This window comes from Nostoc sp. CCY0012 (assembly GCF_963920855.1).
Lineage (GTDB): Bacteria > Cyanobacteriota > Cyanobacteriia > Cyanobacteriales > Nostocaceae > Cyanocohniella.
The window spans coordinates 1-12,495 of sequence record NZ_CAWUDM010000077.1 but is presented as its reverse complement, the minus strand read 5'-3'; the positions used below and the strand labels follow the sequence as shown (position 1 = coordinate 12,495).

General features: G+C 41.8%; 10 protein-coding genes and 2 pseudogenes. 7 read left to right on the top strand and 5 right to left on the bottom strand.

Going from position 1 to position 12,495, the window contains the following annotated elements; translation table 11 throughout:
- Positions 1 to 236 precede the first annotated feature (236 nt).
- Together ACM0OS_RS20060 and ACM0OS_RS20055 are read right to left on the bottom strand one after the other, a co-directional pair.
- Positions 237 to 905 carry an ImmA/IrrE family metallo-endopeptidase gene (locus ACM0OS_RS20060; protein ID WP_414544961.1) on the bottom strand — a complete coding sequence of 223 codons (669 nt, stop codon included), beginning with the start codon at positions 903 to 905 and terminating at the stop codon, positions 237 to 239.
- Positions 906 to 988: 83 nt separating this feature from the next.
- Positions 989 to 1,693: pseudogene (locus ACM0OS_RS20055) on the bottom strand (IS4 family transposase); the annotation flags it as partial.
- 52 nt (positions 1,694 to 1,745) lie between these two features.
- Here ACM0OS_RS20055 and ACM0OS_RS20050 point away from each other — a divergent pair.
- The 3 genes and pseudogenes from ACM0OS_RS20050 to ACM0OS_RS20040 form a co-directional block, all read left to right on the top strand.
- A pseudogene (locus ACM0OS_RS20050) lies at positions 1,746 to 2,045 on the top strand (sigma-70 family RNA polymerase sigma factor); the annotation flags it as partial.
- On the top strand, positions 2,015 to 2,668 hold the full coding sequence (locus ACM0OS_RS20045) for a hypothetical protein (RefSeq protein ID WP_414544960.1): 654 nt from the start codon (positions 2,015 to 2,017) through the stop codon (positions 2,666 to 2,668). The pseudogene ACM0OS_RS20050 and the gene ACM0OS_RS20045, both read left to right, overlap by 31 nt.
- A gap of 194 nt (positions 2,669 to 2,862) precedes the next feature.
- A complete protein-coding gene (locus ACM0OS_RS20040; RefSeq protein ID WP_414544959.1) occupies positions 2,863 to 4,131 on the top strand; it encodes a tetratricopeptide repeat protein in 1,269 nt (422 codons plus the stop codon).
- A 60-nt stretch (positions 4,132 to 4,191) separates the two neighbouring features.
- Here the strand turns inward: ACM0OS_RS20040 and ald are convergent, their stop codons facing one another.
- Complete coding sequence (ald, locus tag ACM0OS_RS20035; protein ID WP_414544958.1) at positions 4,192 to 5,283, bottom strand: alanine dehydrogenase; 1,092 nt, start codon at positions 5,281 to 5,283, stop codon at positions 4,192 to 4,194.
- Positions 5,284 to 5,627: 344 nt separating this feature from the next.
- On the opposite strand from ald, the gene ACM0OS_RS20030 reads away from it, so the two are divergent.
- The 4 genes from ACM0OS_RS20030 (at position 5,628) to ACM0OS_RS20015 (ending at position 10,767) form a co-directional block, all read left to right on the top strand.
- Positions 5,628 to 5,798, top strand: coding sequence for a chlorophyll a/b-binding protein (locus ACM0OS_RS20030; protein WP_414544957.1), 171 nt, complete (start codon positions 5,628 to 5,630; stop codon positions 5,796 to 5,798).
- Between the two features lie 281 nt (positions 5,799 to 6,079).
- Positions 6,080 to 6,373: a hypothetical protein gene (locus ACM0OS_RS20025; protein WP_414544979.1), complete on the top strand. Its 294-nt coding sequence runs from the start codon at positions 6,080 to 6,082 to the stop codon at positions 6,371 to 6,373.
- Between the two features lie 71 nt (positions 6,374 to 6,444).
- Positions 6,445 to 7,524 (top strand): WD40 repeat domain-containing protein, encoded by a 1,080-nt coding sequence (locus ACM0OS_RS20020; RefSeq protein WP_414544956.1) that lies wholly within the window; start codon positions 6,445 to 6,447, stop codon positions 7,522 to 7,524.
- A gap of 138 nt (positions 7,525 to 7,662) precedes the next feature.
- Positions 7,663 to 10,767, top strand: a complete 3,105-nt coding sequence (locus ACM0OS_RS20015) for a PAS domain S-box protein (RefSeq protein ID WP_414544955.1) — start codon at positions 7,663 to 7,665, stop codon at positions 10,765 to 10,767.
- A gap of 95 nt (positions 10,768 to 10,862) precedes the next feature.
- Here ACM0OS_RS20015 and ACM0OS_RS20010 read toward each other — a convergent pair whose 3' ends face one another.
- On the bottom strand, positions 10,863 to 11,387 hold the full coding sequence (locus tag ACM0OS_RS20010; RefSeq protein ID WP_414544954.1) for a DUF4168 domain-containing protein: 525 nt from the start codon (positions 11,385 to 11,387) through the stop codon (positions 10,863 to 10,865).
- A 442-nt stretch (positions 11,388 to 11,829) separates the two neighbouring features.
- On the bottom strand, positions 11,830 to 12,450 hold the full coding sequence (locus ACM0OS_RS20005; protein ID WP_414544953.1) for a cytochrome c oxidase subunit 3: 621 nt from the start codon (positions 12,448 to 12,450) through the stop codon (positions 11,830 to 11,832).
- Positions 12,451 to 12,495 lie beyond the last annotated feature (45 nt).

Sequence of the window (12,495 nt, the reverse complement as noted above, 5' to 3'; positions counted from 1 at the left end):
AATATTTCATTAGATAGAGAAGCAACTAGAAGTTCGGTTTAAGAAACGTTGATGATTACGTTTCTTACTTTGCATCTCAAAGCCAGTTGTAGAAAGCATTTGGATAGCCAAGACCGCGCAACAACTCTGCTCGGTCGTAGCTCATAATTTTTCTTAGCGTACAAAAAACCTTTTTTGGCACGGTGATGCCTAGAATCCCTAATCCCCTTTTCGAGGGTTTGTATAAAAAACCCCAACTAACTTTCTTTATCATCCGAGACCCACTCAAATCGGCGCTTTAGGTGGTTGCAATGACTAAGCGGTAAAATTCCATCATGCTGAAGTCTGCCAACTACAATCCCCGGTGCAATGCCAATTTCAGCAGCAAACTGCTCAATGCCCACTTTAGTGCGTTGTTGACCTGATGCTAGAAATCGCTTGAACTTAATAGGAGGGATAAGTATGTTCGCAGCGAATTTGTTTGCTTCTTCCTCCTTTTCTAAATCCTCAACAGCAGCAACACCTTTGCCTTCCAGGAATACATCACGCTTACCATGCAGCAGAATATGACCAGATTCGTGGAAGAAAGCAAACCATAGATGGTCATCAGTTTTATGCCGCAGGCTGAGTTGAATCAGCGCTTTATGAGAATTTAACCAGCGTGTTGCTCCACTAGCTCTTGTCTTGGGAAGTTCCGGTATAAAAACGACAGCCACACCTGTTTCAGCACACAGTTGCACTAATTCTGGTTGAAAAACCTCTGGTGGTTTCATCGTTAAAGCGCGGACTTGTAGCAGTGCCTCCCTGAACTTATTCTCATCATAGATAGCACAAGGAATTTCAGCAGCTTCAATTTCTCCTTGACGCAGCCAAGCGGCCATTGCACCAGGCTGACTTTGAAAAGCCTGGGATTTCCGAAAATCCACATGAGTACTACACCCAGAAATGTTGAAAGCTGATACAAAACTTTACATTCTTAGATAGACTAACTCTAAAAGTCCTAAAATAGTCAACATAACATTATCTCCTCAAACCAATGAAAATAACTGATTTTCTGACACATACAAGATTGTAAATAGCGGAATTTATATAATAGCGTATGTCCCCATTGTGCGGGAATAGATACAAGCTGTAAAATCAGATAAGCTATCAAGCTAACGTAAATTTGTATGGTGATACCATTAACATTTTTGGTAATTAACTTGTCAAGTTTTAAGTGCATTTTTAAAAACTTCCACAACAATTCAACTCCCCAACGTAATCGATAAATATCCCTGATTTCATCGTCACTAACGGCAGCCTCACCTGACGCTGGTAAATTAGTTACTAATCGAAACTCAGTTTTCGTTTCTAAATCACAAAAATTAATCACCCTATAAGCTTGAGCATCATCAGATGCACCAACTTTAATTAATCCAGGTTGCTCCTGAAATTCTAACTTCCAATTATTTTTTATCCGCAAAACAAAGTATTTATTTTCTTGAACTAATTCTTGGATAAATTTTAATCCGGCAAAACCTCTATCCATTACGCCAACAGCATTAGTTGGTAGACTAGACATCATTTGTGAACCAAATTTATAATCATGGTCATGCCCAAAGTTGATGAAGTTATCTTCCGGACTTCCAGTAGCTAAATTTAGAGAACTAAAAAGTTTTACTTGATGATGACCTAGCACCCATAATAACTTACTGATGAGAGTAATAATTAATGACTTCTCATTAAGTCATCAATATTTTTTCTACTAATCATTAGGAACAGGTTTATCTTGGGAAGATGCTTTTCAGATAGCCAATTTAAAAGTTTTTTTAGCCTTTCAAGCAGGAAAGTTTAAGCAAGGAAGTGTACAACAGTTTTATTACTGGGCTATTGCTGTAGCTAGATGTGTAATTATTGATTCTGTTCGTAAAGAAAATCGGCAGCGGTGCCAGAGTTTGGATGATAATATTCCAGGGACAAATATATCTTTATTAGATACAATTCCTGATGAATTTCGTACATTAGATGCAATAGAGCGTGCAGATTTAATTTTGAAGTGCCACAACCTGGAGAAATTTGGCAAGTAAACTATATAGTACGAAGTCCTCTAAATTTTACTAGTCAAGAGCAACAAATTTTGTACTCCTCCTTGGCACGAAATTTTTTGACAGGTAACTCACCACCACGTTATGTAATGATTGTCAAAGAACCTGATAAATCTGTAGCTGAAGATATAGAGAAGCAGTGGTTGATTGTTTATGTGATGTTACTATCAGTAGAAACTGATTATATTAGTAATATAGATTTATTGATTCCCGCTAAAATATCAGGATTAGAAAAATATTTATTGGCAGAAACTTGGCATATTATTCCTGCACTAGTTTGTAATTTAATAAAGCCAGTTGGAAAACGACTGTCTCGCCAGATTTATGAATATTTACTATCTGTTAGAGACTATGATTATGGTTTGCTTTCTCAACTGCCGACAATAACGGAAATTCAGCAATTGGAGTTTATACATAAAAGCGTACACTCTAGAAATGACTCTAAAATTCAAGATTTTCATCAAGCAGAACAGGCCTGGAGTGATGTATTGACAGTGCCAGTAGCAGCTTACTATACTTACTGGAAAAGTATAAACTTGACAAATGTAATTATAAATGAAGCCTTGCAATTAGAACAAGACTTGAAACTTGATATTGAAGGTTGAAAATTAAATACTATTGGTATCTTGCTAAGTGCGATAGCGAAGCTGACCAAAGGTATCGCTTGTATATTGGAGTTCAGATTTGAGAAATTACCAAAACCGCTTAATTTGGTTGATACCAATTCTGGATGAAATATTTAATATGTAATAAGTAGTCGATAAAATGGCTACTCAGCTAGATTTGTTGGGAATCAATTATGAGTGATGAATTTTATCATCGGGGATTGGCTAAGGCTAAGGAAAAAGACTACGCAGGCGCTATTGAGGATTTTAACCATTGTTTACAACTGACTCCTTACTTTCCTGAGGCCTTTTTACACCGGGGTTTGGCTTATTATGATTCAGGTGCTATTCACCAAGCTGTCTCAGATTATACTGAAGCTCTGAGATTGTATCCCCAGAGTCCAGAAGCGTATTATTGTCGGGGTTTAGCAAGGTTAACACTGAAAAATTTGCCGGGAGCGTTAGATGATGTAGATAATGCGATTCGCCTGAATTACCATTATGCTGCTGCTCATAGTCTGCGGGGGATAGTACGGCGTAAACAAGGATTTATTCAAGATGCGATCGCTAGTTTTAAAAAGGCGGCAGAATTATATTTAGAACAACAGGATACGGAAAATTGTCGTCTGTGTTTGGAAAAAATTAAACAGCTACAACCGCCACCAAAACCTGTAGCACAAACAGTGAATATTACTAGTGCGCCCATATTATCTACAAACGCATATTTTACACAGTTATTAGAAAAAGCCGAAAAGGGAGATATACGAGAGGCGATCGCAGATTTAAACTGGTTATTACAAGCTGATCCCCAAGATGCCCAAGCTTACTGCTGTCGGGGAGTGGTACGCTGCAAAATGGGAAAATATCGAGAAGCGATCGCGGATTTTAATCAAGCTATATTATTAAATTTTCCCGATGCTGTCGTCTATCGCAACCGAGGTAAAGCCCGTGCGCTATTGGGAGATCATCAAGGGGCGATGGCTGATTTTAATCAAGCACTGAAAATTCAACCCCAGGATGCTTTAGTATACGTTGCTAGAGGTAATGCCTATCGCACATCTGGCAATTATTTAGATGCCATTCAAGATTACAGTCAAGCATTGAAAATTCATCCAGATTATGCTCAAGCTTACTACAATCGCGGCATCGCCTATGCTTGTTTGGAAGAAATGCAAAACGCTATCATAGATTATCAGCAAGCGGCGAGTATTTTTTGTGAACAAGAAGACTGGGAAAATTACAACCAAGTATTAGAAAGCTTGCAAAAAATCCAGAAATTTAGCCCTGAGTCAAAACAGCAAACCTATAATTTGCTGCGTCAGCGACTTTTACGGATGGTAGGGGGATATTGGGAAATTGCCCAACGATTAATTGACCAAAAACAAGAATATCATCCGGGGATGACAGATGAGTGGTATTTGCAAAAAGTCATCGATGATTTAGAACGCGATCGCGGCCGATAGAATAAAGTATTTAAAAGTAAGCGCTTTAGCTCTAAAACGCTTACTACAGATTTTTGTTGATTAACTAACCAAATCAGGAAACATCTCTTGCACAGCCGGATGTACCAAGCGATGATTCTGCACATTCAAGCCTTTAGCTAATGCGGGGTTAACATCCAGTGCCTTGATTCCTAAATTTGCCAACTGCACAACATAAGGTAAAGTACTGTTATTAAGTGCTTGGGTAGCTGTCCAAGGAACTGCACCGGGCATATTCGGCACACCATAATGCACTACACCCTCTTCGATATATACAGGATTAGTGTGGGATGTCACGTGTAAAGTTTCCACACAACCGCCTTGATCAACTGCAACATCCACAATTACTGAGCCAGGATGCATTTGTTTGACCAATTCACGGGATACTAGTATTGGCGCTCTCCGTCCTGGGACTAAAACAGCACCAATGAGTAAATCGGCTTCTTTGATGGCAGCTTCGATATGGGCAGAGTTGCTGTAAAGTAGTTCGACTCTAGAGCCAAATAAGGTTTCTAAATAGGATAAACGCTCGACATTCACATCTAAAATTTGCACCATCGCACCCATGCCTACGGCAATTTTAGCTGCTTCTGTACCAACAACACCGCCGCCTAAAATTACGACTTTGCCTGCTTTGACACCAGGGACACCGCCTAATAGAACGCCTCTACCACCTTGCTGACGTTCTAAAAATCTCGCTCCAAATTGTACTGCTAGCCGACCAGCAATAATACTCATGGGAGTCAACAAGGGTAGTTTGTTAGCACCAGGCTGTTCTACAGTTTCGTAGGCGATCGCACAAGTGCCACAATCAATTAAATGCTCGGTTAAATTGCGATCGGCTGCTAAATGCAGATAAGTAAATAATATTTGTCCTTTTTGTAAAAATTTATACTCACTAACTAGAGGTTCTTTGACTTTAACAACTAACTCCCGATGCCAAACTGCTTCTGGTGTAGTAACAATTTCTGCCCCAGCTTCTTTGTAGTCTTCATCGGTAAATCCCGCACCACTACCTGCTTGGGTCTGCACAAAGATTACATGACCATTTTCTCGCAGTACCCGCACGCTAGAAGGACTCAAGCCTACCCGAAATTCTTGATCCTTAGTTTCCTGAGGAACGCCGATTTCCATGTATCGCCTCTGATGATTTTTTGTTCAACTTTAGCCTGCCAGTATTCAGCTTGCACTTCCGTATTAGGGATAGCTAACTACCAAGCCATCTGTATTAACTCCATTATCGAACCTGTAAACTCTTACCCTTGACTATTCCCCCAGTCTTTCTACAATATATAAAGAATAATTACAAAATGTTAAAAAGTGTGGGTATAGCTTTCTTAGGGAAAGCGCCTGTCAGATATCCTGGCATTCCCGCACTAACATCAGCCTAAAAGTTACAGAAGTTATGAGTAAAGACACTCTCCCATCATAACTTTTCACTAATCAAGTCCCGTTTGCCGAGTAAAGGTTTTGAAAAAATGACACAAACACAACCAACGATTACGCCCAAATTAGAAGAGCCTAAGTTTGGCTTTAATGAATATGCTGAACGCTTGAATGGTCGAGCTGCCATGATTGGTTTTTTATTGATGGTAGTAATTGAGTACGTCACCGATCAAGGTGTGTTATCATGGCTCGGTCTCAAATAGCCCTGCTATAAAGCATCCGGCTTGAAGTTGTAAGCTATTAATTATGAAGAGTTGGAACCAGCTGGAACAACTAGCTGGTTTTGACCGTATCCATACCTAATAGCAAAACAGTGTTACTGTTAACTTAAACTTGCACATCATGCCTGCAAGCAGGTTAAAAACAACTGCCCCTACTGAAAAAATCTCATACTTTTTAGCTGGTGATCATCAGCAGGGTAGTTAATGTGTAAGCTATTCTCAATCAAGTTAAACATCAGGTAATCTGGACAAACCAATTTGTGATGAATGCTGTATTACCTCGTTTTTTGAAGTCAGCTTATAGAAAAGACCCCATAATCAGCGTATTAATGACGATGGGTGTGGTAGATGCGCTGATTGGGGGACTCGATGATAGTTGGACATTATTTGCCTTTGGCTTGGGCATAGCTGGGATCAGTCTGGGCTTTAAGTTGTGGCGTATCCAACAACGGCAACCCCTGCCAGATGAGCCTGTAGTCCAACATTACTTGCCTTCTCAATCATCTAGTCCGACTCTGCCCATGCTGTCGATTTCTAAGAAAAAACCACCGCGATAAATGCGGCCCAGTGCCGTTAAGGTAGCAGGTCAATTGGATTGGTGTAACTATTGAACAAGAGAGGAAAGCTAGTGAGGAGTGAGGGAAAAAGCGGGCGCAATTCTATCAGTCACCCGTCTTTTATTTTGGCATGGATGGCAGCGATCGCCATACCAATAACTATCTGGCAAGGATTTTCCGTTGATGCGGCTGATGCTGCGGTGGAAATCATCCCCAACTCCCCACTGAGAAACCCAATTGCCAATCCACAACTGCTTCACACCTTTCCCGGACACAGAGGTAGCGTCAAATCTCTAGCCTTTAGTCCTGATAGTCAAATTCTTGTCAGTGGTGGTGGTGATAACGAAGGCGTAATTCGATTGTGGAATCCCGCCACAGGCAAAAGGGTGGCCAATATTAACAAAGCGCACAAAACTAGTATCGAGTCTTTGGTAATTTCGCCCGATGGCCAAACCCTAGTTAGCTGTAGCACCGACAACACTATTAATCTGTGGAATCTGAGAAATAATCAATTTAGCCGCTCTTTTGTCGGACATAGCAGTCATGTGATGTCTTTAGCCGTATCTCCAGATAGTCGCGTTCTTGTCAGTGGTGCTTTAGACGGAATACGTATGTGGGATTTGCTACAACAGCGCCCACTAGCTACTTTAGTCCGATTTCAAAATTCCATTCATACACTCTCCATGAGTCCGGATGGTCAGACTTTGGCTAGTGGTGACAGCAAAGGTGCGATTAAGTTATGGAACTTGACAACTGGTGAATTAATCCGGGAATTTACTGGACATTCTCAGACAGTTACAGATATATCTTTTACGCCAGATGGGGCAAACTTAGTTAGTGCCAGCCGCGATCGCACAATTAAAATTTGGCCTTTGAACTCTGATGCACCAGTCCGCACCCTGACAGCACACAATAATTGGGTGAATGCCATCGCCATCAATCCCGATGGACAAACTTTAGCGAGTGCGGGCAGAGATGGCATTAAAATGTGGAATTTATCTACAGGTGAGTTATTAAATACACTGCGGGGACATAGCGACTGGGTAAGTACCGTCGTCTTTAGTCCTGATGGGCAAATTCTCGCCAGTGGGGGATTTGATGGCAGAGTGAATATTTGGGGATTACAGCCCAACGTGATCACAGAGCGATAGTGAAGCCCTGCAACTTTCAGCAGATAGCCCTACTCAGCAAATATTGAACCCAAACCTCTGTCTTCAGGGAGATCCTGATTAGAGAGTAACTCCAGTTGAATAATAGAAGAAACCGTGTACGTATACGGGTGAATCTTCATGAAACGCGATATCACTGGTAAGTTTGTTAGCAATTGGGACTCAGAAACAAAACAACGAGTTAGTGTATCTCTTACCAGTACAGCGTGGCGATTGCTGGATGAGGAAGCTCAAAAACGAGGAATTTCTCGTTCAGAAGTAATTGAACACATTGCTCGTAGTCTGGGAAATGATACTGACGGTAGTAGTGAAAATACGTTGTTACAACAACGCATTGTAGAGCAGCAACAGGCGATCGCCGCCTTAAAGCGTCAACAACAAGAATTAGCCGCCATCCTGGATAATGCGCCAGATATTATTAGCCGTCTTGATATTGACTTTCGCCATCTTTATGTCAGCCGTTCTATAGAAGCAGCCACAGGTATTCCCGCAGAGCAATTTATTGGTAAAACCAACGCTGAACTAGGAATGCCAGAAGAAATTTATAGCTCTTGGTATAATAATTTGCAGCAGGTTTTCGCCACAGGTCAGAAAAAAACTTTTGAATTTAGTTTTCCGACTCCCACAGGTTTACGCTGGTATCAGTCACGTATCGTTCCGGAATTTGCTAGTGATGGTTCTGTTAAAACAGTACTGAATATTGCCCGTGATGTTACGGATTATAAACAGATTGAGCAGGCATTACGAGCAAGTGAAGAGCGCTTGCAACTCGCCCTCAAGGTGGGACGCATGGGAACATGGGACTGGGATTTACAAACTAAAAAAATAGTTTGGTCGGCAGGTCACTTTAACGTCTTAGGTCTGCAACCGTATGAATGCGAACCCAGTTACCAAGTTTGGGCAAGTCGGGTGCATCCCGATGATTTAGTGGAAACGAAGGCCAAACTTCAGCAAGCCAAACGCGAACAGAAAGAATATCATCACAAATATCGTCTGCGTTGGTTAGATGGCTCTATTCACTGGATAGAAGTCAGAGGACAATTTAGTTACGATTCTCAAGGAAATCCTCTACATTCCATCGGCGCTGTCGTTGACATCACTGAGCATCAGCAAGCCGAAGAGGAACGGGAAAAACTGCTAGAACGCGAACAAATTGCCCGTACTCAAGCAGAAACAGCACAACGCCAACTGGCAACTATTTTTGAAACATCTCCTGTGGGAATTGGTTTGTTAAATTCCCAGCAGCAATTTGTGGCTATTAATGAAGCGTTAGCGGAAATTAACGGACTTACCCGTGAGCAACATTTAGGATATTCCGTTGGGGAAATTTTTAGTCAATATGATGCCAATTTAGTGGCAATATTTCACAACATTTACACCACAGGCCAGCCTTTTGTTTCACCTAACTTTGCTGTCAAAACTCCAGGACGCAGCGATCGCCAACCCGGATACTACAATGTTTACTACTTGCCAACAAAAAACTCAAATAATCAGGTAGAAGAGGTTTTAGTTTATGTCGTAGATGTAACTGAGCAAGTCCGATTAGAGCGCGGTCAACACTTTCTTTCAGAAGCCAGCGCAGTTTTAGCATCCTCCCTCGATTATCAAATAACCCTGGAACGAGTAGCAAATCTGGCAGTACCGGAGTTGGCCGATTGGTGTACAGTGCATATAGTGGCAGAAAATGGTGCCATTGAGCAGATTGCTGTAGCTCACATAGATCCTGCAAAACGAGAATGGGCGCAACAAATCAGAGATAAATATCCTCTAAACCCAGATGATCCTCGCGGTGCGGCCTTGACGTTACGAACTGGGCAGTCTGATATCTTACCAGATATTCCCGATGAATTGCTTGTCCAAGCAGCCCGTGATCCAGAACATTTAGAAATTTTGCGGCAAGTGGGTTTCAAATCGGTCATGACCGTGCCATTACGCACCCAATCACGAATTTTTGGGGTGATTTCTTTTATCTCCGCCGAATCTGGGCAAAGATATGGCCAGATGAACTTGCAACTAGCAGAAGAACTAGCTTACCGTGCTTCCTTAGCCATTGATAATGCTCATCTGTACCGGGTAGCTCAACTTGCTCGTACCAAAGCCGAAGCCGCTAATCGAGTTAAAGATGAGTTTCTGGCTGTACTATCCCATGAGTTGCGATCGCCCCTCAATCCCATTTTAGGCTGGACAAAAATGCTCCGCACTAAGCGTTTAGATGCCACCAAAGCGGAGCAAGCCTTAGAAACCATTGAACGCAATGCCAAACTGCAAGCGCAACTAATTGAAGATTTGCTGGATGTTTCGCGCATTCTCCAAGGCAAAATGTCTTTAAACGTTGCACCGGTGAATCTGATTTCCACAATTGAAGCAGCCCAAGAAACAGTAAGACTCGCAGCAGAAGCTAAAAGTATTTACATCCAGACCACCCTCAACCCAGTTTCTGGAAAAGTTTTAGGTGATCAAAACCGCTTGCAACAGGTTGTGTGGAATCTCTTGTCTAATGCTGTGAAGTTCACGCCATCTGGAGGGCGAGTTGAGGTGCAATTACAGCAAGTTGGTACCTATGCTCAAATTCAAGTCAAAGATACAGGTAAAGGCATCAGTTCGGAGTTTTTACCTTATGTATTTGAATACTTCCGCCAAGAAGATGGTACAACTACCAGGAAATTTGGCGGCTTGGGATTGGGGTTGGCCATCGTCCGCCATTTTACAGAATTACACGGTGGAACTGTTGAAGCTAGCAGTCTAGGTCACAATTTAGGGACAACATTCACTGTTCAGCTACCGTTAAACCTAGTTGAGCCAAAGCTATCTGTGGATGTAAGCCATCTAGAAAGTGAGGCACATTTGGCAGGTGTGCAGATATTGGTTGTGGATGATGATGCGGATATGCGAGAGTTAGCAGACTTCATTTTGACCCAATCTGGTGCCGAAGTCACCACAGCGGCTTCAGCAACCCAAGCATTGGTAAAATTGAATCAGTCTATTCCTACCTTGTTATTGTGTGACATCGGGATGCCAGAGATGGATGGCTATTCTCTGATTCGCCACATTAGAAAATTGCCGCCCCTAGAGGGAGGAAGTATCCCCGCGATCGCACTTACTGCTTATGCCGGAGAAATCAACCAACAGCAAGCCTTAGCCGCTGGATTTCAAATACATCTGCCTAAGCCCATAGCACCAGAAGAGTTAGTGCAGGCGGTTTTTACATTAATTCGTAATTCGTAATAGCAGCCCAAGGCACGCTAGGGCTTTACGTAATTCGTAAAGTCATTGGCCCCTTATATTCGGTGACCAATGACTAAGATAGCCAACGGCTGTAATTAATTTTTCTGATTATTTTGGAGCATCTGTTGCACCTGCTGTTGTAAAGCTGGGTTTCGTTGAACAGCAGCTACTATCTGAGTAAATCGCACTGGTTCCATACCCCCATCTCGAACTACTTGCTCTTGTTCAGAAAAGGTTTCCCGTTGAATTGACTGGATTTGAGTGACTACTTGGTTAAAGGACTGCTGCTCCTCTGGAGTCACTGGTGTAGACGGTTTAGCCTCTGGTGACTGCTGGGCTTGAACAAGCTCTTGAAATCGCTCTACACTGAGAGGAGATTTTTCAATCACTTGTGCAAATTTCTGTTGAGCTGTTTGACCAATTTCTTGCAATTTCGGAATCACGTTGGCAAATTGTTGCAGTTCTTCTGGACTAACAGCTTGTTCAGGAGATTGTTGAGTTTGAGGTGCTGCTGGCGCTGGCGCTGGCGTACCTTGAGGTTGAGGTTGTGCTAGAGCCGAAAGATTGCCTGCGAGCAATAAAATTAAAACAGAGCTACCTTTCAAAAGTTGCTTTAACATAATTATTTCCTTCGTGAATATTACTCGTTGTGCATTAACAAGGAAAATGTTTTTCAAAAATCAAGCTTGTGGAATTTTTCCTCGAAGATGCATCAAACAATGAATGTGATAGCAAATACTTCCCTTTACCGTTTTATTAGGAGCTTGAAAACATCATCTACATTGGGTTCCCGGATAGCTTAATACATCTTTACCCATTTTTGCAAGGTTTAAATAGAACCTTCTTGGTTGTTTATGGAAATAGATAATTCCTGCTCTGTGTCAGCTTTTTACAAGATAATCTAGCCATAGCAAAATATTTATCACCTATAAGATAGGTATAAAAATCTATCTTTTGAGATCAGACGTATAGCACTAATGGCTGATTTTTAGGACATAAAAAAACCCCCTTTTGGGGGCTTATTTAGTTATTCGCGTGGAGTGAACAACTAATAATAAATACTTAAAGTAAATACAGTAATCCGAACAAAATAATCCAAATCACGTCCACAAAGTGCCAGTAGATTTCCGCAGCTTCAATGCCAAAGTGCTTTTCGTTACTGTAGTGACCCGGAACGCGCGATCGCCACAACACCGATGCGATCGCTAAAACGCCAATGGTAACGTGTAGTCCGTGAAACCCAGTTAAAACATAAAATGCACTGGCAAACAAATTGGTAGTTAAACCAAATTCCAAATGGGCATATTCATAAACCTGACCAAACAAGAAAACAGCACCCATCAAGGCCGTAATAGCCAACCAAATACGCATACCCTTGACATCATTCTTTTTGATGGCGGTATCAGCATTGTGCATCACAAAACTGCTAGCAATCAGATTGACAGTATTAACACCGGGTAGCAAAAGTTCTAATTCTGGCGTTCCTTCTGGGGGCCACACAGGTAAGGTAGAACGGAAAGCTAAATAAGCTCCGAACATCCCCAAAAAAATCATTCCTTCAGCAATCAGAAACACCACTAACCCAAACAGGCGATGATCTGGATGTGCTTCATGATGAGCATCTGCTGTTGCGGGATGATGATTTAGTTCAGTTTTCGCTGGGTCAATTATTTGACTTTGCATGAATCTTTAAAATGTAAGGGGGACTGGGGGAGATGGGGAGATGGG